The sequence below is a fragment of the Butyrivibrio hungatei NK4A153 genome, assembly GCF_000424465.1.
Classification (GTDB): domain Bacteria; phylum Bacillota; class Clostridia; order Lachnospirales; family Lachnospiraceae; genus Butyrivibrio; species Butyrivibrio hungatei_A.
Window position 1 is genome coordinate 1 of sequence record NZ_AUJY01000012.1, and the last position, 20,960, is coordinate 20,960.

The 20,960-nt window shown below is 41.3% G+C and carries 18 protein-coding genes and 1 other annotated feature; of the genes, 13 read left to right on the forward strand and 5 right to left on the reverse strand.

Annotated features, from left to right (window positions below; all coding sequences use genetic code 11):
* From G628_RS19330 to G628_RS16785, 3 genes are all read right to left on the reverse strand, one after another.
* The coding region (locus G628_RS19330) for a transposase zinc-binding domain-containing protein (protein WP_196803732.1) at window positions 1-231 on the reverse strand (231 nt) is incomplete at its 3' end.
* A gap of 105 nt (window positions 232-336) precedes the next feature.
* Window positions 337-2,082: a carbon starvation protein A gene (locus G628_RS0107850; protein ID WP_027208882.1), complete on the reverse strand. Its 1,746-nt coding sequence runs from the start codon at window positions 2,080-2,082 to the stop codon at window positions 337-339.
* Window positions 2,079-2,501, reverse strand: coding sequence for a hypothetical protein (locus G628_RS16785; RefSeq protein WP_196803733.1), 423 nt, complete (start codon window positions 2,499-2,501; stop codon window positions 2,079-2,081). The genes G628_RS0107850 and G628_RS16785 overlap by 4 nt, the downstream gene beginning before the upstream one ends.
* A 373-nt stretch (window positions 2,502-2,874) precedes the next feature.
* On the opposite strand from G628_RS16785, the gene G628_RS0107860 reads away from it, so the two are divergent.
* From G628_RS0107860 to G628_RS0107880, 5 genes are all read left to right on the forward strand, one after another.
* Entirely contained in the window at window positions 2,875-3,219 is a 345-nt protein-coding gene (locus G628_RS0107860; RefSeq protein ID WP_026513415.1) for a phenylpyruvate tautomerase MIF-related protein, read from the forward strand.
* A 60-nt stretch (window positions 3,220-3,279) separates the two neighbouring features.
* Window positions 3,280-5,724, forward strand: coding sequence for a clostripain-related cysteine peptidase (locus G628_RS0107865; RefSeq protein ID WP_026656319.1), 2,445 nt, complete (start codon window positions 3,280-3,282; stop codon window positions 5,722-5,724).
* 338 nt (window positions 5,725-6,062) lie between these two features.
* Window positions 6,063-6,572, forward strand: a complete 510-nt coding sequence (locus G628_RS0107870) for an NUDIX hydrolase (RefSeq protein ID WP_026656321.1) — start codon at window positions 6,063-6,065, stop codon at window positions 6,570-6,572.
* Window positions 6,569-7,381, forward strand: a complete 813-nt coding sequence (locus G628_RS0107875; RefSeq protein ID WP_027208883.1) for a YlmH/Sll1252 family protein — start codon at window positions 6,569-6,571, stop codon at window positions 7,379-7,381. The genes G628_RS0107870 and G628_RS0107875 overlap by 4 nt, the downstream gene beginning before the upstream one ends.
* A 27-nt stretch (window positions 7,382-7,408) precedes the next feature.
* Entirely contained in the window at window positions 7,409-8,344 is a 936-nt protein-coding gene (locus G628_RS0107880) for a 3'-5' exonuclease (RefSeq protein WP_027208884.1), read from the forward strand.
* 20 nt (window positions 8,345-8,364) lie between these two features.
* Here the strand turns inward: G628_RS0107880 and G628_RS18490 are convergent, their stop codons facing one another.
* The gene (locus G628_RS18490; RefSeq protein ID WP_196803734.1) at window positions 8,365-10,977 is read right to left on the reverse strand and encodes a putative glycoside hydrolase; all 2,613 of its coding nucleotides are present in this window, start codon (window positions 10,975-10,977) and stop codon (window positions 8,365-8,367) included.
* A gap of 80 nt (window positions 10,978-11,057) precedes the next feature.
* Between G628_RS18490 and trmB the strand changes: the two genes are divergently transcribed.
* The 3 genes from trmB to G628_RS0107905 are packed head-to-tail and all read left to right on the forward strand — an operon-like array spanning window position 11,058 to window position 13,512.
* The gene (trmB, locus tag G628_RS0107895) at window positions 11,058-11,708 is read left to right on the forward strand and encodes a tRNA (guanosine(46)-N7)-methyltransferase TrmB (protein ID WP_026656324.1); all 651 of its coding nucleotides are present in this window, start codon (window positions 11,058-11,060) and stop codon (window positions 11,706-11,708) included.
* A 3-nt stretch (window positions 11,709-11,711) separates the two neighbouring features.
* Complete coding sequence (trxA, locus tag G628_RS0107900) at window positions 11,712-12,032, forward strand: thioredoxin (RefSeq protein WP_026656325.1); 321 nt, start codon at window positions 11,712-11,714, stop codon at window positions 12,030-12,032.
* Between the two features lie 34 nt (window positions 12,033-12,066).
* A complete protein-coding gene (locus G628_RS0107905) occupies window positions 12,067-13,512 on the forward strand; it encodes an SH3 domain-containing protein (protein WP_027208885.1) in 1,446 nt (481 codons plus the stop codon).
* Here G628_RS0107905 and G628_RS0107910 read toward each other — a convergent pair.
* A complete protein-coding gene (locus G628_RS0107910) occupies window positions 13,495-13,947 on the reverse strand; it encodes a hypothetical protein (protein WP_026667297.1) in 453 nt (150 codons plus the stop codon). The genes G628_RS0107905 and G628_RS0107910 overlap by 18 nt on opposite strands.
* A gap of 34 nt (window positions 13,948-13,981) precedes the next feature.
* Here G628_RS0107910 and murI point away from each other — a divergent pair, with 34 nt between their 5' ends.
* The 5 genes from murI (at window position 13,982) to proS (ending at window position 20,927) form a co-directional block, all read left to right on the forward strand.
* Window positions 13,982-14,800, forward strand: coding sequence for a glutamate racemase (murI, locus tag G628_RS0107915; RefSeq protein ID WP_026667296.1), 819 nt, complete (start codon window positions 13,982-13,984; stop codon window positions 14,798-14,800).
* A gap of 131 nt (window positions 14,801-14,931) precedes the next feature.
* Window positions 14,932-17,163 (forward strand): anaerobic ribonucleoside-triphosphate reductase, encoded by a 2,232-nt coding sequence (gene nrdD, locus G628_RS0107920; protein ID WP_026656330.1) that lies wholly within the window; start codon window positions 14,932-14,934, stop codon window positions 17,161-17,163.
* A gap of 91 nt (window positions 17,164-17,254) precedes the next feature.
* Entirely contained in the window at window positions 17,255-17,803 is a 549-nt protein-coding gene (gene nrdG, locus G628_RS16800) for an anaerobic ribonucleoside-triphosphate reductase activating protein (RefSeq protein ID WP_026667295.1), read from the forward strand.
* A gap of 148 nt (window positions 17,804-17,951) precedes the next feature.
* A complete protein-coding gene (locus G628_RS0107930; protein ID WP_027208886.1) occupies window positions 17,952-18,974 on the forward strand; it encodes a sugar kinase in 1,023 nt (340 codons plus the stop codon).
* Between the two features lie 204 nt (window positions 18,975-19,178).
* Window positions 19,179-19,388 (forward strand) — a binding site (T-box leader).
* 105 nt (window positions 19,389-19,493) lie between these two features.
* A complete protein-coding gene (gene proS / locus G628_RS0107935) occupies window positions 19,494-20,927 on the forward strand; it encodes a proline--tRNA ligase (protein ID WP_027208887.1) in 1,434 nt (477 codons plus the stop codon).
* Window positions 20,928-20,960 lie beyond the last annotated feature (33 nt).

Below are 20,960 nucleotides of genomic sequence, written 5' to 3' on the forward strand. Positions count from 1 at the left end.
CTCAATAGAGTACTTGGCACCGCAAGAGGGACAGAAACGAGAATGACATCGAAAAGGAACAAACTTAAAATTCCCGCATTTGGGGCAACCATACATGGCCCCGCCAAATGAAGGGTCACCACAGTTGATCATCTTGTCTATGTTTTCCATGACAGATGATCGTGGATGAAGAGTATATTGAACTTCTTCGTAATGGTCGATGAATAATTCTTGTAGAGTATTACGCTTCATAAAACTATTATGAAAGATTTATGGCAAAAAACAACCCCACCCCTCATGATTGAGGGGCAGGGGAGTTGAAGTGCCATAGGCACTTTTTTATGGATATAGAAATGATTAAGCTACTTTGCTTTCATTGCTTTTTTTCTCAGACTTCTGCTTGAGAAGAGTCTTTGCAGAAATAACTGCAAGTACAACTGAGAGTACTACGAGAAGCACAGCGATAAGTGCCTGAATAAGTGCCCAAACATCTGCAGATCCTGATGTGTAAGCTGTAAGCTTAGCAGTGATTGTCTGAATGAGTGAGCAGATTGTAACAGCAAGCATGAATACCATAGGAATGTAGAACATCTTATTGTTCTTACCTACAGCACCGAGCCATGTGCAAACTGCAAGAAGACCGATAGCTGCAAGAAGCTGGTTAGCTGCACCGAACAATGGCCAAATCTTGGTGTAACCTGTCATACCAAGTGCAACACCGAGTACAACTGTGATTGCTGTAGCAACATAAGGATTTGCAAGAACCTTCTTGTAACCTGTTGCATCTTTTGCTGTCTGTCCCTGCTCAAGGAAGAATTCCTGGAACATGTATCTTGCAAGACGAGTAGCGGTATCAAGAGATGTGAGACAGAAAACTGAAACCGCAAGGATGAGCATCTGGTACATAATGTCTTTTGCACCGGGAGCGAATGATCCGATCATTGCTGAAAGTCCGCCGGCAAATACCTGAGTAGGGCTTGCGTATGTTCCGTCTGAAGCAGCTGCCCAAACAAAGCCAACTGCAAGAAGAGAGATAACTGCAACTACACACTCGATAAGCATTGAACCGTAAGCTACAGGCTTAGCGTCTTTTTCATTATCAAGCTGCTTAGCTGTTGTTCCTGATGAAACAAGTGAGTGGAAACCTGAAATAGCACCGCAAGCGATTGTAACAAAGAGGGCAGGAAAAGCAGTACCTGTTGTAAATACGCCTGTTCCCTTAAGAGCTGCATCGCCCATAGCCGGAATCTGGAATGAACCGTTACCTGTAACAACAGCTCCAAGAACTGCGATGACACCTGCTCCAATCATGAAGTAAAGAAGGAAAGAGCTGAGGTAATCTCTTGGCTGTAACAAGATCCAAACAGGAGTAACGGATGCGATCAAAATATATACACCGATAACCCACATCCATGCATTGTAAGAAAGTGCGATAGGATGGAAGTTAAGACCGATGGCAACAACTGCAACGATTCCAAGACATCCGAAAACAGAAGCAACTCCGATGGGAGCATTCTTTCTGTAAACGAAGAATCCAAATACCATCGCAAGAAGGATGAAAAGGATTGAGATCATAGCGGTTGACTGATTAGCTGCAAGTGTAGGTCCTTCAACTGCTGCGCCTGTTGATGTTGTAACACCGAATGTGCTTGCAACAATTGAGCTGAAAGCAGCAACGACCAAAAGAAGAGTAAGGTAGCCAAATGTGATAAAGAGTCTCTTAGCTTTTTTGCCCATTGAATCATCGATGATCTCACCGATTGACTGACCCTTGTGACGAAGTGAAGCGAAGAGAGCACCAAAATCATGTACTCCTCCAAAGAAAATGCCTCCGATGATTACCCATAATAAAACGGGAATCCATCCGAAAACGGCTGCCTGAATAGGTCCGTTGATAGGGCCTGCTCCGGCGATTGATGAAAAGTGGTGACCCATGAGAACAGGTGCTTTGGCAGGAACATAGTCGATACCATCTTCGAGCTCATGCGCAGGTGTTTTCTGTGAAGGGTCAATTCCCCATTGCTTTGCGAGCCAGCTGCCGTAAAATACATATCCGGCAGCAAGAAGCGCAATGCTTACTAAAAGTATTACTGCTGCATTCATAACAATTCCTCCATTTTTTTGTATATATCAAAGAGCAGAGATTTTAGCTCTTTGCCGACGTAATTGGTAAAGACCTCCTTGGTGTCCATGGTCGCAACGGCGAGTCTTGCTTCGCTGTGACCTCTGAAGTTAAGAAGATATCCCTTATCAAAATGAAATTTCTTAATCAGTTTTTTTGTCTGAGGATCGGGAGCAGAATCGCATAACACAACAAAAGTAATGTAAGAGATCATGTGATCCTTTTCGGGATACTTATCATTCTTGCGGACAAATTCAGGTTCTATCTTTTGAATGATCAGCTCTTTTATCTCATCAATTTTTTCCGGTGAAAAAGAATTCTCTTTTATAAAAAAAACATGTTCAAAAGTTTTGACAGCCCAAAGCTGAGCTTCTTTTCTAAGAACATATTTCTCACTCATCGAATGAAAAAAGGCATAGGCAGGGAAAAGGATTTCACCAAATTTATAGTTTTCTGTGACATCGAAATTTGCCTGATACCGGCGTAGAAGTTCTTGCAAATATGCGTCGGATGATACCATTGAAGTCACCTTACAAGTAAAAATTTCTTATTGATAATAAAGACCATATATACTTTATCACTTTGACGCGGTGTTGCAAAGAGGAAAATGCACTTTATTACAGTAAATAATATATAGAAGAAACAGAATGAAAATAATTGAAAATACGACAAAGATAATGCAGAAGCGTTGATAAAGACAAACTAATATGAAACCAATCTGCAATATAATGTATAATAAATTGGGAAAGAAAGTAGACGAAGGGAGACAAAATATGCCTTTTATAAATTCAAAAATAAGCATAACAATTTCAAAGGAACAGGAGACAAAGTTAAAGACAGAACTTGGAAAAGCAATAGAGCTCATTCCGGGAAAGAGTGAGAACTGGCTTATGACAGGGTTCGAAGACGGGTATCATTTGTACTTTAGAGGAGACAATTCTCTGCCTACAGCATTCGTTGAAGTAATGATATTTGGAAAAGCAAATCCGGATGCGTTTGAAAAGCTCACAGAAAAGATAACAGAAATCTTTGGTGATGTGCTCGATATTAAACCGGACCATATCTATATAAAATATACACCCGCAGATCAGTGGGGATGGAATGGAAGTAATTTCTGATATTGTCATATCATTTTTTCTACAAAAAATCTGTATGAAAAATAAGTCTGGAGGGAAGCAATGGAGAACAGACCTGTTGGAAGAAAAAAGAATGTCACTGAAGGAGGTTCCGGAGTACACAAAAGAGGCGAGGGACTCGGAACCGGTCCTGTAGGTAATAGCAGTGGGTATTCATCGGGATCCGGACCGTCGGAAAACGGCGGTGGAATGAAGCGCTCAGGGAGAGGGGTAAATCCACTCTTTATGATAATAGTGCTTTTGTTCCTGGCCGGAGGCGGTGGACTTTCGACTATGTTGGGAGGCGGACAGACTGATATATCGCCCGCAACTCAAACACCTGCAAATACCGCACAGAATTCACAGACTTCACAGGGCGGAAATTCAGGGGCAGCCGGATCGATTCTTGGCCAGCTTTTTGGTGGCTACGGTTCATACACAGGATCGGGAGCAAATTCGGCAACCTGGAGTGACACTCCAAACACAGGAAATCTTAACACAAGTGTGGACAGCAGAGCACGTGAAAAAAGGACTGTAATTAAGGGGAACGGACAGGATAATATCACGATTATGGTCTACATGTGCGGAGCAGATCTTGAGTCCCGAAACGGAATGGCTTCAAGGGACATTCAGGAGATGATGAAAGCAGACATTGGTGATAAGATAAATCTCCTTGTTTATACAGGCGGCTGTAAGCAGTGGCAGAACAATGTAATTTCCAATGCCACAAATCAGATATATCAGATAAAGGATGGTAAGCTTAATCCTCTTGTGAATAACGTAGGTAACTTACCTATGACAAAAGCAGAGACTTTGTCGGACTATATCAAGTGGTCTGCAAAGAACTTTCCTGCGGACAGATATGAGCTTATTTTTTGGGACCACGGCGGTGGGTCTACAGGTGGATACGGATACGATGAAAAATTCCAGACCGCAGGAGCCATGTCTTTGGCAGGAATTAATAAGGCACTTAAAGACGGCGGAGTGACGTTCGATTTTGTCGGCTTTGACACATGTCTTATGGCGACTGTTGAGAACGCCCTTGTAGTGTCTAATTACGCGGATTATCTCGTGGCATCCGAAGAGACAGAACCGGGAGTCGGTTGGTACTACACAGACTGGCTTACAGAACTTGGAAAAAATACATCGATGGAGACGATAAATATCGGAAAGAATATTATCGACTCTTTTACAAGCACATGTGCGCAGACTTGTCCGGGTCAAAAAACAACACTTTCAATAACAGATCTTGCGGAGATTTCGCAGACAGTTCCGACAGAGCTTGCCGACTTCTCAAAAAGCACCTCTGAAATGATAAATAGTGACAACTATAAAACGGTTTCAAATGCGAGAGGAAATACAAGAGAATTTGCGGCTTCTTCAAAGATAGATCAGGTCGATCTTGTGGACTTTGCAAACAGGGTTGGAACAGATGATGCAAAAGAACTTGTGGCGACCTTAAAAAGCGCAATAAAATACAACAAAACAAGCTCAAATATGACCAACTCGTACGGGCTTTCCATCTACTTCCCTTATAAGAAAACACATAAGGTAGATTCGATGGTAAATACCTATGAAGATATCGGCATGGATAAAGAGTATGCAAAGTGCATTCAGAACTTTGCTTCTATGGAGGTTGCGGGACAGGTTGCAGCGGGTGGTTCACAGACACCTTTACCATCCATTTTTGGAGAGCTTTCCGGAAGCGGAAATTCGGATGCTTCTGCGGAGATGATAACACAGCTTCTTACGACCTTCCTTTCAAGTGACTTTAGCAGCGTGTCGGGACTTAATTCTTCCAACACAGCATTCCTCGGTAAAAGTCTTGATGTGGAAAAGGCAGCAAAATACATTGCTTCTAACAGGTTTGATGAGTCCGCTCTTATGTGGACAAAAAATACTGCCGGAGAAGACGTTATAAGCCTGTCAGAAGACCAGTGGAAAATGGTACATGAACTCGACCTGAATATGTTCTATGATGACGGTGAGGGATACATAGACCTTGGAATGGATAATGTTTTCGACTTTGATGAGAGTGGAAATTTGAGGTCGCAGAACGACAAGACCTGGCTTGCAATTGACGGCAATGTTGTAGCCTACTATGTGGTAGACGTTCAGGTAACTGAAGAAAGCTATGCAATAACAGGCAGAGTTCCGTGTCTTTTAAATGGACAAAAAGCGAATCTCATTCTCGTGTTTGATTCGGACAATGAAGACGGGTATGTTGCTGGTGTTTGCTATGACTACGTTGAAGGCGAGACAGAGACCATAGCAAAGAACCTCACAGAATTGCAGGCGGGAGATGAGATTGATTTTACCTGTGATTTCTACGGATATGACAGGGCTTTCAAGAAGGCTTATTTACTGGGAGAAAAATACACAGTAAAAGGGGCAATGTCCGATATGAAAATAAGCAATGTTCCCGTAGGTGACGGAGCGGTTCTTGAGACATATTGTTTCACAGATATTTACGGACAAAAATATTGGACAGAATCACTTAAACATTGATGTAATAATACGCTCTTAAAAATGAACGATACAGAGTAAATTTGAAGGTTGATTTAAGAGTTGTTTTCGAGAAAAAATACGGATAAAAAACAGAGTAAAAATCGGGATAAATTTCGGGGTGATTTTTAGATTTGTAAAAATCGCGAAAAACTGCACCGTTAGTGGGCTTCAGCATTTTTGACGATAAGAAATTCACCACAAAAACCGGGGATAAAAAGCAGGTGCGTTTTAAGCCTTTTTTTACCCTGTTATCCGATAACAAATTACACAGATAAAAAGCAAAAGATTATTCAGAGAATAAACTCAAAACCATAAACACATTACAACGGGAGTTATAAATGCACGACATACTTACAACTTTGTGTTACATCGAATGCGGTGACAGATATCTTATGCTCCACAGAGTCTCCAAAAAGAACGACATCAGCAAAGACAAATGGCTCGGAGTCGGAGGGCACTTTGAAGAGGATGAAAGTCCCGAAGAATGTATGCACAGAGAGATACTTGAAGAGACAGGTTATGACATACCAAAAGAGGAGCTTAATTTCAGAGGACTTGTGACCTTTGTTTCCGGCAAAGGAGACTACGAGCTTATGTCCCTCTTTACCGCACCTGCTCCAAACGAAGAGCCGAGTGACTGTGATGAAGGAAAACTTGAATGGATAAAAAAGAGTGAAGTTTACGGACTCAATCTATGGGAAGGAGACAAGATATTTTTTAAACTCTTGGAAGAGAGAAAAGACTTCTTTTCACTGAAGCTTGTTTACGACGGAAAAGACAACCTGACAGAGGCTGTTCTTGACGGAAAGAAAATGGATCATAAGGAATATCTGAGAAATATAAAATGAACGAAGAAAAATCACGCGATTATCTTGCGGGAAGAGCAAAGGATCTTGCTACAAGAGCTTACATGAATAATTTTGTCACTCACACGGACTTCTTGTCCGTATCCGAGCAGGCGCTTTTTTACAACATACTTGCGAGTGAAAAAATACCTGCAAATGTACACGAATATCATGGTGCGCATTTCGTTATGTACGGAGGTAATAAAGACGCTGAAAGAGCGATGGTATGTTTCCTCCCAGATTACATGGATGAAGCGAGCTTTATAATGGCGGAGCAGGAAGAGCCTTCTGTTCTTGCCTGTGTGAGAATAAAACCGGTGAATGCAAAATTCGCCGATAATCTCAGTCACAGAGACTATCTCGGAGCGGTCATGAATCTTGGAATAGAAAGAGATCAGATCGGAGATATCTTTGCAGGAGAAAATGAAGCGTATCTTTATGCCACTTGTGACATCGCAGAAATGATATGCAAAGAACTTATTAGAATTAAGCATACTTCCGTGAAGTGCGAAACAGTAAAATCTTCCGAGTGCAACATCGAACCCAAATTCGAAGAAATCGGAGGCACGGTTGCATCGGAGAGAATAGATGCAATTCTTTCTTTTGTTTATCACCTTTCTAGATCGGAAGCGCAGAGGCTTATTGAAGTGGAGTCTGTATACATAGACGGACGCACTGCATATAGCGGCGGATATGACCTCAAAGAAGGAGCCAGAGTTTCGGTAAGAGGACACGGCAAATTTATTTATCTCGGAACAGAGAATACGACCAGAAAAGGCAGACTGTTTATAAAAGTAAAAATTTTTGTATAATGGAGCCTGACAGGAAGGCGATTTTTTATGGGTAATTACATTGTATTTGACCTTGAGTGGAATCAGGGTGAAGCGCCTGTTACAATAGACGGTAAAACTCTTTCATTCGAAATAGTTGAAATAGGCGCTGTGAAATTAAATGAGAAAAGGGTTAAGATAGGCGAGTTTTCAAAACTGATAAAACCTAAGGTTCACAAGCAGATGCACAAGATAACGGGAAAGCTTATTCATCTGTCTATGGAAGACCTTGAAAACGGAGAAGATTTTTGTGATGCGGCAAAAGAGTTTTTGGAATGGTGCGGAGAGGATCCAAAATTCTGCAGTTGGGGACCTCTTGATCTTACAGAATTTCAGAGGAATTTAGACTTCTTTGGAATGCCGCTTTTATCGGACAGACCACTTGCATTTTATGATGTACAAAAACTCTATAGTCTTGCGTTTGATGACGGACGTACCAGAAAGGCACTTTCATCGGCTGTAGAAGAGCTGGGACTTAATACGGATAATCCGTTCCACAGAGCACTGGGGGATGCGGAGTACACGGCAAGGATTTTTCAGAGGTTTAAAGAAAGAGTTCTTGAGAGGATATCTTTTGACACCTATGTAACACCTAAGACCAAGAAGCAGGAAATCAAGATTGTTTTTGACAACTATGAAAAATATATTTCAAGGGAATTTGATACCAAAGAAGATATCCTTGAAAATATGGAGATAATGAGCACCAAGTGCTATATATGTCATAAGAACATAAGACGTAAGATAAAATGGTTTTCTCCAAACGGCAAACATTACTATGCAGTTGCATGTTGTGACAAGCATGGTTTTATGAAGGCAAAAGTCAGGATAAAAAAAGCTGAGAACGGAAGACTATATGTTGTCAAAACTTGCAGGTTCATTTCACCTGAAGAAGTTGAGACCATGAAACAAAGACAGAGGAAGGTAAAAAAAAGGCAGACCCCATAATATAATGGGTTCTGCTTTTTTCAGCTTTTTGTTAATGCATCAATATTGTAATTGCTATTAGAATTCCATAGTATCCATTCGTCATAACCGGCGTCATATACGGCTTGGATTTGCGCTCGTATTTCTTTTCCCTCATATTTTATATGTCCTTTTACCCAGGTTGCGGTGAACGCTTGAAGCCATGGCCGAATAACAGCATGATTATTATTTGAAATTGGCTTTAAGATTTCATTAGATTTTTCAAGTGCTTTATTAACCGTATCGTAAGGATGGGCATCGGGAACATCTAATTTAAATTCTCCGTCTGCATAATGAGATGGATAGATCATTGGACAGATGATATCTAAATTGGAGACAAGATTTACATAATCCTGGCCGACGTGTTTTGAGTCTTTGTTACTATTGATTATTGTTCCAAAAACATCAGCTGATACAGGAATGTTATGTTTATGCCCCTCTTCAGTTACTTTGGCTAAGAACTCAGTGATATAATTTCTACGGGCATCATCATCATCTGAAACGAGATCATATAAGGCATCATCAGCTTTTTGTCCAACCGGAAATCTAACATAATCAAGTTGCACTTCATCAAAACCGAGAGCACAACAACTGTTCACAAGGCTAATAATATAATTCCACACTTCTTCTTTACATGGGTTCACCCAAGCATTCCCATTGGCATCAGTTATAGGTGTATTGTCAGAAGATGTAAGAGCAAGCTCAGGATGAGCTTTTGCCAATATAGGATCTTTGAAACAAGCTATTCTTGCAATTACATATATATCATTTTCTTTTAACTTTTTTAAAAGTGCACTAATGTCTTTTATGTAGGCAATGCCGGAGTTCATTTCTATGACATTTTCATTATCCATTTTAAAGGTAATGTTTCCATTGTCATCTTTAACATCAAGAACAATTGTATTTAGTTCTGTTTCGTTTATAAGACTAATGATATCGTCAAGCTTATCTGTTCCGGCTGTTGGACCTGTGACATATATGCCTTTTACCTTTAAATGATTTTCTTTCCACACATCCATGTTATCAGCTGATTCTTCTATAACAGGTGTTTCCGGTTTAATCTCATCCGTATTTTTTGTATGAGTATCTTTTTGTGATTTGGAATTAAAAAAGATAAACAAACCGAAGCAGATAATTGCGATAACTATAACAGCTACAATAATATATATTTTTTTATACCGGATATGTCCTTTATTAAATTCTCGCTTTCTCCTGTTGTATCTAATTCGGTCGCTTCTGCTATGGAATGTTCTGTTAGCTGCAATCCTTGTTGCAACAGACGCGACTAAGGTCATTAGAACAACAAAGACTCCGGCACACATAATAAGTATCTTTACATTGATAAAAATCGAATGATACGCATTGGCTAATTGTGAGGGTGTTCCGTTCTGTTCAAAGTAGCATACATGGGCGTTTCCTATAGGGATACCTTTGTAGCTGTATATAACCTTTGCAAGAGCATTGCCTGCCTTAGCCTGTTCTTCAGGAGTAAAATCATATGAGATCTCAAAGTCGGTATCTTCAACAGATGCATTGACGGGAAGAATAACATAATCTTTTGGATTAAGATTAAGGATTGTTCCCGATTTACCAAACACATCATTATCTGACTCAAAGAAAAGAGAATCATCCGGCATATATCTTTTGTCCACATCAGCAACTTTCTCAGCACGGAAATTATTGAAGCCGTAATTGAAAAGTGTAACTGTATCATTGAACTGTTCCGGTGACTCATCTTTAAGTACAACACAGATAAGTCTCATACCGTCTCTTTCCGCGCATGTAACAAGAGTTTCACGGGCAAGATCTGTATAACCTGTTTTACCTCCAACGATGCCGTCATATTTAATCTCACCGTTTATAAGCTTATGCTTGTTGTGGACAGGGAATTCATCAGGCTGTGTTTCTGTTGCGGTAAAATGGTAGTTTGGAGTATTTCCGACTTTACATAACAGATCGTTACTAAAGAATTCTCTGGCGATAAGTGCAAGGTCATAGGCGCTGGTATAGTGATCGTCAGCTTGAATACCGTTGGTGTTTGAAAAGTGAGTATTCTTACATCCAAGTTCTTTTGCCCGGGAATTCATCATATCAACAAATTTGTCTATGCTTCCGCCTACATGTTCAGCGACCGCATTGGCAACTTCGTTTGCACTTCCAACCATAATTCCGAAAAGAGCTTCTTCAAGAGAAATTGATTCACCTTCATCTATTCCGAGATTAGATCCGTCTCTTGGAACACTAAAGACAGCATCGTGAGAGAAAACAACCTGCTCATCCAATTTGGCATTCTCCACAGCAAGAAGACAAGTCATAATTTTTGTCGTACTTGCGGGATAGAGTTTCTCATCGATATTTTTCGAATAGAGAATAGTCTTCGTATTCGCATCCATCAAAATGGCAGCTTCTGCCGGTATGACAGGTCCTTCGGGCCATCCTTGTATGGAATTACTTTGAATCGGAGCTTCTTTTTGCTTAAGTGCCTCTTCGGTGGGATCGCCTGTTTCTGCGTGGACTGCTGTTTGCAACATAAAAAAAGCTGCAAAAAACATTGAGAATGAAGCAGCGATACATCTTATTCTGTTTTTATTATGGAAGTCATTAAAAAAGTTCATAGTATGTAAATAATACAATACTTCCCATTCAAGGGCAAATGTTGTAAAATTCTTTATAAAGGATAGGTGGAATTTAAAAAATGCGATTACGTAATATAGCGGGTTCGAGAGAAGTTATTGCTGAGAGTAAGTACACTGTTAAGGACCCTGAGCAGAAAAAAGGACTTTGGAAAAAAGAAATATTTGGAAACGATAATGAGATTCATATCGAGATAGGAATGGGCAAGGGTCGTTTCATCATGGATATGGCGGCGCTTCATCCTAATATTAATTATGTAGGAATAGAAAAATATTCGAGCGTACTTCTTCGTGCGATACAGAAGCAGGAAGAGTTGCAACTTCCAAATGTTATCTTTATAAGAATGGATGCGGAAGATATTACGGAAGTATTTGATGAATCAGAAGTTGGTAGAATTTATTTGAACTTTTCAGATCCTTGGCCAAAGGACAGACATGCCAAAAGGCGACTTCCTTCCCGCGAGTTTCTGAAGCGATATGATAAAATATTAAAAGAGGACGGCGTTGTGGAATTTAAGACTGATAATGAAGGCCTTTTCACATTCGCACGCGATGAGGTAGAGCCTGCAGGATGGAATATTGATGCCATTACATACGACCTTCATAATGATGAAGTCATGAACGAAGGAAATGTGATGACTGAATATGAGGAAAAGTTTTCGTCACTTGGAAATCCGATTTTTAAGTACGTGATCAGTAGAAAGGGGGACTAACCTATGGACTACACGCTAAACAGTCAGAACTTCGAAGAAGAAGTTTTGAAAAGTAACTTGCCGGTGCTTGTTGATTTTGCAGCAGACTGGTGCGGACCATGTAAGATGATGTCACCTGTTATAGACGAACTTGCAGAGGAATACGAAGGAGAGCTCAAGGTCGGAAAGATAAATGTTGACCAGGCACCCGACATAGCTCAGAAGTACAATGTAATGTCCATTCCGATGTTCGCTTTATTCAAGAATGGAGAGCTTACTGAGACAGCAATAGGAGCTCAGAACAAGACAAAATTACAGTCTATAATCGATAAAGTGCTGGCTTAACAGTCAGCACCTTTTTAAAGAGGAGATTAAGGTTTTGCCAAAGATTACAAACTTTGAAAATTATAGGAAGAGAGATGACTACGATACATACGATCCGGACGAGAGATATTATACGGGCGATATGTATGAAGACATGCAGGATTATGACAAGCATGACTACGATAGCCGTGATTATGATGGTCAGGCTTATGATGAACAGGACTATGACGGGCATGAGGATGATCAGCAGGATTACGAAGGTCAGAATTACGGACAGAGTAACCATGATGATCAGCGTGATTATGATGACCATAACGATCATGCCAATAATCAGGACAATGTCGGTCAGACTCAGGATATACCACAGGTAAACACCGTATCTGAGAATAATCAGCATGAGGATGCGGGTGATATCGAGATTGCCGATCCCTATAATTTTTTCAATGCGGAAGAGCGCGAGGCATATTTCCGCCAAAGAGAGCAAACTGACGGACAACCTGAAGACCCTGATATGCAAAGAAGAGAGCGCGCAGATAATCGTGATGACAGTCGAATCCCAAGAAGAGACGACGATCGTCCTATGCGCCGAGATGATGGATATCCGCCGAGAAGAGATGATGATCGCGCAATGCGCCGTGATGACGGATACCCGCCGAGAAGAGATGACGAGCGTCCCATGCGTCGTGATGATGGATATCCGCCGAGAAGAGATGATGATCGCCCCATGCGTCGTGATGATGGATACCCGCCGAGAAGAGATGAGGAACGTTCTATGCGCCGAGATGATGGATACCCGCCAAGAAGAGGTGATGATCGCCCTATGCGTCGTGATGATGGATACCCGCCAAGAAGAGATGATGGCCGTCTAAGATATCGCGATGATGAATATGCACCAAGAAGAGATGATCGTTCGAGACGTCGTGATGACGAATATATGCCGAGAAGAGACGATCGTCCGAGACGCCGTGACGAGAGAGATGATTATCGTGATGATGATCGCTATCGCCGTCGTGGAAGAGATTATTACGAAGATGAATATGATGAAGATTATTATGATGATAACGGAATCGATGAGCAGACAAAGCTCTTGATGGTAAGAATCGCTTCTGTTGTTACCGGAATAATTATTCTCATGTGTCTTGTGTTTATTGTAAAGGCGAAGCTTATTAATAAGGTAGCTTCTCCTGATTCTGAAAAAACAGCTACGGAATCGCAGAAAGATAAAGATGGCGATGACGATAGTGAGGATGATAACGGGGGTGGAAAAGGTGATATTGATATCCCCGAAGGATATACGGAGACAAATGATAAAGTTGTTGTAAATTATGAGTTCCTGAATCTCAGATCTTCGCCAAGCACGAGCAGTGATATCGTTACTAAGGCAAAAGACGGAGATGAACTTAAGAGAATTGCAGTAAGCAATGACGGATCATGGGCACTTATTAATTATAAAGGTAAGGCAGTGTACGCATCTATGGATTATCTAAGCGAGAATCCTTGAGTGAAGCCAAGAGTAGAATTTATCCATTGCTTCCGATAGAGAACTTTCCGAACGTGAAAAAGTATCAGCGTGGGTGAGAATTTCATCGGAAGTGGTATCCTTGGCATAGTCTGCGATTTTTTGGGCAGAACTTGCCTCCAGCAGACGATAATCCATATTTACCAGAAGATTGTTGTGCAGGGCACTGACACAGGTATACAGAGAAGGATATTTTTTCTGTATAAGAGAGAATTCATCAAGTATCTGTTCTCTGCTCTGTAGACAAAAGAGAATATAAACAGACTCAACTACTTCATGAGGTTCAATTTCTTCCTGATAGGAGTTGTCTTCATAGTCATCTCTTGTTGCGTAATATTCGCAAATCTCCTGAACCAAGGCACCGACTTTTGAGTTGTCGTACAATTTCTGAAGTTCGTCAATTTTTTTATCATTCATAATTAAAGTATAGCATATACAGAGGAAATCAAAAATGAAGATCGGTATTTTTGATTCCGGGATAGGTGGGCTTTCTGTGCTTCATGAAGCCTATCATTACCTTCCGGAGCAAAATTACATATTTTACGCTGATACAGAGCATGTACCGTATGGATTAAAAACCCCGGAGCAGATCCTTAGTTATTCGATCGGCATCACGGAGTTTTTGCTTGAAAGGGGAGCGGAAGCGATAGTAGTAGCTTGTAATACCGCAACCAGCGTAGCAATTAAGGAACTTAGGAAAAGATACAGCATTCCTATCTTGGGAATGGAACCGGCTGTAAAGCCCGCTGTTGAGGGAACGGATAAGAAGCGTATTATGGTAATCGCGACCCCCGTGACCATTAGAGAAGATAAGTTAAAAGACCTTCTGCACAGAGTAGATGAACATCACAGAGTAGACCTTCTGCCGATGCCAAGGCTCGTTGAGTTTGCGGAAAGAGCTGAGTTTGATTCGGAAGAGGTCCTTGATTATATAAAGAAACAGTTTGAACCATATAATATGGAAGAATATTGTGCACTTGTACTTGGATGTACGCACTTTAACTACTTTAAACCTGCGTACAGACAGATTTTTGGTGATGAGACCCTTCTTATTGATGGAAATCACGGTACAGTAAAGCATTTAGCTGAGGTTCTCGGAATAGAATTATCTAAGGCACCAGATAATGTAGTTATTTTTGATGATGTACACAAGATGTTGGAACAATCGAAAACAGAATATTTTTATTCCGGAAAACCGATAACGAGTGAGACAGAGCTTGAACATTTGAAAATACTACATAATCGGTTAGAAAATGTAAGAAAAAAATAATAATTCTCCTTCTTGTTTTTTACTAGATAAAGTATTATCATAGTTATGCGACCACAATATATTGTTATTCGATTAGAAAACATCGTGATTGCGAAAACAGTTTTTTTGTAAAATAAAAGAAGGGGGTTCTTATGAAGATCATTAAGAGAAGCGGTAAAGAAGTTGCATTTGATGGCAATAAGATTCTTGCGGCTATTGAGAAGGCAAATAACGAAGTTACCGACGAGAAGAAATTAACCGCAGGCCAGATCAGCGACATCGAAAGAAGCGTGGAGAATCAGTGCGCATCTCTTACTCGTGCAGCAAGCGTTGAGGAAATCCAGGATATGGTTGAGGATGGACTCATGAAATCAGGCAAGTACGAGGTTGCCAGAAAATACATTACATACCGCTATAAACATGCTCTTGTCAGAAAGTCTAACACGACTGATGAGCAGATTATGTCTCTTATTGAGTGCAATAACGAGGAAGTTAAGCAGGAAAACTCCAATAAGAATCCTACAGTAAATAGCGTACAGAGAGATTACATGGCCGGTGAGGTTAGTAAGGACATTACCAGAAGATTTCTTTTGCCCGAAGACGTGGTAAGAGCGCATGAGGCAGGACTTATCCATTTCCATGATTCTGATTATTTCGCACAGCATATGCATAACTGTTGCCTTGTAAATCTGGAGGATATGCTTCAGAACGGAACAGTTATTTCAGAGACAATGATAGAACGTCCCAAGAGCTTCTCTACAGCATGCAACATCGCAACACAGGCGATCGCGCAGATTGCAAGCTCACAGTACGGCGGACAGAGTATCACACTTTCACACCTTGTTCCTTTTGTTGATGTCAGCAGACAGAAATTCCGTAAGGAAGTTGCTCTCGAGTTCGAGACAGCCGGAATGAAGATCAACAAGAAGCAGGTAAATGACATCGCAGAGATGCGTGTAAAAAAAGAAGTAGAGAGAGGATGTCAGGTAATCCAGTATCAGGTCATCACACTTATGACCACAAACGGACAGGCACCTTTCATAACAGTTTATATGTATCTTGATGAAGTTCCCGAAGGACAGACAAGAGAAGACCTTGCCATGGTCATCGAGGAAATGCTCAAGCAGCGTATCACCGGAGTTAAGAACGAAAAGGGACAGCTTATCACACCTGCATTCCCTAAGCTTATCTACGTTCTTGACGAGGACAACATCCATGAGGATTCCAAGTACTGGTATCTCACAGAGCTTGCTGCCAAGTGTACAGCAAAGAGACTCGTTCCCGACTACATCTCAGCTAAGAAGATGAAGGAACTTAAGGGCGGAGACGTTTATCCTTGCATGGGATGCAGAAGTTTCCTTACTCCCGACAACGAGAATGTTCCCGAAGGATTGTGCAACAAGGGCAACAAGGCTCATGCGCAGAACTACAAAGAGGGCGATCACAAATACTACGGAAGATTCAATCAAGGCGTTGTTACAATCAACCTTGTAGACGTAGCATGTACATCAAATAAGGATGAGAAAAAGTTCTGGGAGATAATGGAAGAGAGAACAGAACTCTGTAAGAGAGCACTCATGTGCAGACATGAGAGACTTCTCGGAACACCTTCCGATGTAGCTCCTATTCTTTGGCAGAACGGTGCACTTGCAAGACTTCAGAAGGGTGAGACAATCGATAATCTTCTCTTTGGAAACTATTCGACAATATCACTCGGATATGCAGGTCTTTGCGAATGTACAAGATATATGAAGGGCGTTTCCCATACAGATGCTAAGGGAAAAGACTTCGCATTAAAAGTAATGCAGTTCCTCAACGACAAGTGTGCTAAGTGGAGAGCTGAGACAAATATTTCATTCAGCCTTTACGGAACACCTCTTGAGTCAACAACATATAAATTTGCAAAATGTCTGCAGAAGCGTTTTGGAATTATTCCTGACGTTACAGACAAAAACTACATTACAAACAGCTATCATGTTCATGTTACTGAGCAGATCGATGCATTTACAAAGCTTAAGTTTGAGTCCGAGTTCCAGGCACTTTCGCCCGGCGGAGCAATAAGCTATGTAGAAGTACCTGATATGAATAGCAATATTGAAGCGGTTATTTCAGTAATGAAATATATATATGAAAACATCATGTATGCTGAGCTCAATACCAAATCAGATTTCTGTCAATGCTGCGGTTATGATGGGGAGATCAAGATTGTTACAGATACAGACGGAAAGCTTATTTGGGAGTGCCCTAATTGCGGTAACAGAGACCAGAACAAGATGAATGTAGCAAGACGTACCTGCGGTTATATCGGAACACAGTTCTGGAACCAGGGACGTACACAGGAGATCAAAGAAAGAGTGCTCCATATGGCGACACCTAAGCTTTGATTGGTTACTGATTTAGACCTACTATGTAAAAGCCGGGAGAATTATCCCGGCTTTTATTACAGTCTGGGAGATTTTTTAAGAAAGGCGAGAAATGAATTACGGACAGATATATTACAGTGATGTAGCAAACGGAATAGGATGCAGAACCTCATTTTTTGTGAGTGGATGCACACATCATTGCAAAGGTTGTTTCAATGAAATGACATGGGACTTTAATTACGGACAGAAATATACAAAAGAAGTGGAATATGAGATTGTTGAATCTCTCAAGCCAAGCTATATCGACGGCCTCACAATTCTCGGAGGAGAGCCTATGGAAATAGCCAACCAGAAAGAGATAAGACCGCTCCTTGAGCGGATAAAAAAAGAAGTTCCCAAGGCGACTATCTGGATCTATTCCGGATACACTTTGGAAGAGCTTACAGACACTGAAAACAAGAGATGTCACGGGGATGACACCGATGCCATTCTTTCCATGACAGATATACTCGTTGATGGAGAGTTTGAACTTGATAAAAAAGATCTGATGCTCAGGTTCAGAGGATCGTCCAATCAGAGAGTTATCGATATGAAGGAAACGCTGAAAGCGGGAAAAATAGTGCTTTCCAAGTATAATGACAGAGACTGCTCAAGGATCTAGATGTACAAAAAATCGAAAAAACCAGTGCAACTTTTGCAATGTTCGCCACAATGTAAGCACTTACAATACAAAAATTTTTGATATATTATAATTAACGTGAGCAGTACTTATTGAACGCGAAAGCCGTTACGGCTATGAGGAGGCAGCTATGAGAGACGAGAGATTTGATCTTCTAACTTTTGGAGAGATTATGCTTCGTCTTTCGCCGCCAAATTATGAGCGTATGACACGCGGAGATGTTTTTGACAAAAGAGCCGGCGGCTCTGAACTCAATGTAGCATCAGGCGTAGCGCTTTTGGGACTCCGTACAGGAGTCATTTCAAGACTTCCACAGAACGCACTCGGAACTTTTATTAAGAACCGAATCCGTTTCGAGGGTGTATCGGATGATTATCTTATCTATGATGAGTCACCTGAGGCAAGACTTGGAATATATTACTACGAAAACGGTGCTGCACCACGCAAACCATCCATAGTCTACGACAGAATGAATTCTTCAATAACAAGAATTTCTTTGTCAGAGATTCCTGAGAGTGTGTATACATCTACAAGAATGTTTCATACAAGCGGAATTTCACTTGCACTTAATAAGAACACTTGTGAAGTTGCAACTGAGATGATAAAGAGATTCAAGGAAGGTGGCGCCAAGGTATCATTTGATTGTAACTACCGTGCCAACCTTTGGAGCGAAGAAGACGCCAGAACTGCAATAAAGAAGATCCTCCCTTATGTAAATATTCTTTTTGTGTCGGAGGAAACATCCCGACGCATGATGCAGAAAGATGGCGAGCTCTTCGATATAATGAAGAGCTATACTGAGGAATATCCTGTCGAAGTAGTTTGCACAACTCAACGACAGGTTATAAGCCCCAGAAAGCACAACTTTACGTCTACCATATATGACGCCAAGAACGACCGGTTTTATACCGAGGCGCCATATGCGGATATAGATGTAATAGACAGGATTGGTTCCGGCGATGCTTATGTATCCGGTGTATTATACGGAATGCTTAAGTACGATGATGTTCAGAAGGCGCTTGAATACGGTAATGCAACCTCAAGTGTCAAGAATACTATTCCGGGAGACCTTCCCGCAAGCGATCTCAAAGAGATTGACGGCATCATCAGAAATCATAATGCCGGAGGTCCTACAAGCGAGCTTAATCGCTGAGGACAAATGAATTTGCCGATTTACGTTCGCCATAACGTATTTCCTTTATAAAACCTCTACAGCAGGAGCAATCCTGCGGAAAAGACCGGACCCACCGGTCTTTTTGCTTTAGGGAACTTTTATAGGGAAAACACTATGAAAAGTTCCCTAAAACATACGTACCCTTGACAATCCCGCGAAATGTTAATAAAATCATCTTTAAATAATACGACGTTGAAGAGGAATAGTAACTGCGTAAGCGTTTCAGAGAGAGAACCGTTGGTGTGAGGTTTTTACGTATAAACAGCGAACCTACCTTGGAGTCCTGTATGAAAATACAGCGTTTCCCGCGTTAAGGGTTAAATTGAGTGAGACCACAGCAGAGTATGCTGGGTTTAAATAGGGTGGTACCGCCGAGAATCTTCGGTCCCTGTTAGGGGATTTGAGGGTTCTTTTTTATATCATAGAAAAATCCTTTCTGATAAAAAAGCGTCTCTCAAAGTTCCCGGAAACACTTAATTGCAAAAAAGGAGAAAAGAAATGGCTGACAACAAGAAACTCGTATCAGAGATCACATCTATGGATGAAGATTTCACACAATGGTATACCGATGTGTGTATCAAAGCCGATCTCGTAAGTTATTCCAATATTAAGGGATGTATGGTAATCAAACCTGCGGGATATGCAATCTGGGAGCTCATTCAGAAACACCTTGATGCAAGATTCAAGGCAACAGGAGTACAGAACGCATACCTTCCCATGTTTATCCCTGAGTCACTTCTTCAGAAGGAGAAGGACCACGTAGAAGGCTTCGCACCTGAAGTTGCGTGGGTAACACACGGCGGACTCGAGCCTCTTACAGAGAGATACTGCGTACGTCCTACATCAGAGACACTTTTCTGTGATTATTACAGAGGAGAGATCCACTCATACAAAGACCTCCCCCAGGTGCTCAACCAGTGGTGCAGCGTTGTTCGTTGGGAAAAAGAAACAAGACCTTTCCTTAGAAGCAGGGAATTCCTCTGGCAGGAAGGCCACACAGCACACGCTACATTTGAAGAGGCAGAAGAGCGTACACAGCAGATGCTTAACGTATACGCTGACTTCCTTGAGAACGACATGGCTATTCCTGTTATTAAAGGACAGAAGACAGATAAAGAAAAATTTGCCGGAGCAGAGGCTACATACACAGTTGAGGCACTTATGCATGACGGAAGAGCTCTTCAGAGCGCAACCAGCCACAACTTTGGTGATGGATTTGCCAAGGCATTCGAAATCCAGTATGCGGGCAAAGATAACAAACTCCACTATGTAAATCAGACTTCATGGGGACTTACAACACGTACTATCGGAGCTATGATCATGGTACACGGCGACAACTCAGGACTTGTTGTTCCTCCTAAGATTGCTCCTATCCAGGTTGTTGTAATTCCTATCCAGCAGAAGAAAGAAGGCGTTCTTGACGTAGCTTACGATATCGCTAAGAGCCTTTCAGATTACAGAGTAAAGACAGACGATACAGACAGAACACCCGGATTCAAGTTCGCAGAGCAGGAGATGAGAGGAATCCCTGTACGTGTAGAGATTGGACCTAAGGACCTCGAGGCAGGAAAGTGCGTACTTGTAAGAAGAGATACAAGAGAAAAGATTGAGTGCGCTATCTCTGAAGTATCTGCAAAAGTCGGTGAGCTCCTCGATCAGATCCAGAAAGATATGTTCGCAAGGGCAAAGAAGCACCTTGAAGAGCATACATTTGTTGCTCACAACAAAGAAGAGTTCGCTGAGAACTTCAAGGAGACAAAGGGCTTCGTAAAGGCTATGTGGTGCGGAGACCGCGAGTGCGAAGACAAGATAAAGGAAGAATTCAACGTAACAAGCCGTTGTATACCTTTCGAGCAGGAAAACATCTCAGATGTATGTCCTATCTGCGGTAAGCCTGCTAAGAAGATGGTTTACTGGGGAAGAGCATATTGATAAATCTTTTTATCAAGTAAAAAATGATAATAG

Excerpts from the sequence above, each read along its gene's own strand:
- G628_RS18490 (WP_196803734.1), bottom strand. The coding sequence starts at position 10,977 with ATGAACTTTTTTAATGACTTCCATAATAAAAACAGAATAAGATGTATC.
- G628_RS0107865 (WP_026656319.1), top strand. The coding sequence starts at position 3,280 with ATGGAGAACAGACCTGTTGGAAGAAAAAAGAATGTCACTGAAGGAGGT.
- G628_RS0107860 (WP_026513415.1), top strand. The coding sequence starts at position 2,875 with ATGCCTTTTATAAATTCAAAAATAAGCATAACAATTTCAAAGGAACAG.
- G628_RS0107910 (WP_026667297.1), bottom strand. The coding sequence starts at position 13,947 with ATGAATGATAAAAAAATTGACGAACTTCAGAAATTGTACGACAACTCA.
- G628_RS0107930 (WP_027208886.1), top strand. The coding sequence starts at position 17,952 with ATGAGAGACGAGAGATTTGATCTTCTAACTTTTGGAGAGATTATGCTT.
- G628_RS16785 (WP_196803733.1), bottom strand. The coding sequence starts at position 2,501 with ATGAGTGAGAAATATGTTCTTAGAAAAGAAGCTCAGCTTTGGGCTGTC.
- murI (WP_026667296.1), top strand. The coding sequence starts at position 13,982 with ATGAAGATCGGTATTTTTGATTCCGGGATAGGTGGGCTTTCTGTGCTT.
- G628_RS0107880 (WP_027208884.1), top strand. The coding sequence starts at position 7,409 with ATGGGTAATTACATTGTATTTGACCTTGAGTGGAATCAGGGTGAAGCG.
- trxA (WP_026656325.1), top strand. The coding sequence starts at position 11,712 with ATGGACTACACGCTAAACAGTCAGAACTTCGAAGAAGAAGTTTTGAAA.
- nrdD (WP_026656330.1), top strand. The coding sequence starts at position 14,932 with ATGAAGATCATTAAGAGAAGCGGTAAAGAAGTTGCATTTGATGGCAAT.
- G628_RS0107870 (WP_026656321.1), top strand. The coding sequence starts at position 6,063 with ATGCACGACATACTTACAACTTTGTGTTACATCGAATGCGGTGACAGA.
- trmB (WP_026656324.1), top strand. The coding sequence starts at position 11,058 with ATGCGATTACGTAATATAGCGGGTTCGAGAGAAGTTATTGCTGAGAGT.
- G628_RS0107875 (WP_027208883.1), top strand. The coding sequence starts at position 6,569 with ATGAACGAAGAAAAATCACGCGATTATCTTGCGGGAAGAGCAAAGGAT.
- proS (WP_027208887.1), top strand. The coding sequence starts at position 19,494 with ATGGCTGACAACAAGAAACTCGTATCAGAGATCACATCTATGGATGAA.
- G628_RS0107850 (WP_027208882.1), bottom strand. The coding sequence starts at position 2,082 with ATGAATGCAGCAGTAATACTTTTAGTAAGCATTGCGCTTCTTGCTGCC.
- nrdG (WP_026667295.1), top strand. The coding sequence starts at position 17,255 with ATGAATTACGGACAGATATATTACAGTGATGTAGCAAACGGAATAGGA.